The following is a 360-nucleotide window of genomic DNA, read 5'->3' on the forward strand; positions in this document are numbered from 1 at the left end:
CGATGTAAGTGATATTCATATTTCGGCGTAACGCATGAATTGTATGCCCCATACCGATAGCGTAACCATCACCGTCACCACCAGAAGCAATAACAGTAAGATCACGATTGGCCATTTTCACACCTTGAGCAAGTGGTAATGCACGACCATGAATGGAATGGACTCCGTATGAGTTCACATAACCTGAAAGACGTCCTGAACAACCAATCCCTGTAATGAGTGCTACTTCATCTGGTTCTAATCCAACGTTTGCAGCTGCTTTTTGGATAGCCGCTTGTACTGAGAAGTCACCACAGCCTGGACACCAATTGGGTTTCACATTATTTCTAAAATCTTTAAACGTAGCCAATTACACTCTCT

1 protein-coding gene is annotated in these 360 nt (G+C 43.3%); it reads right to left on the reverse strand.

The window, feature by feature from the left end:
* The coding region (locus HUK49_RS10665) for a thiamine pyrophosphate-dependent enzyme (RefSeq protein WP_235981148.1) at positions 1 to 349 on the reverse strand (349 nt) is incomplete at its 3' end.
* Positions 350 to 360 lie beyond the last annotated feature (11 nt).

It is taken from the genome of Limosilactobacillus portuensis (assembly GCF_014838735.1).
Taxonomy (GTDB): Bacteria; Bacillota; Bacilli; order Lactobacillales; family Lactobacillaceae; genus Limosilactobacillus; species Limosilactobacillus portuensis.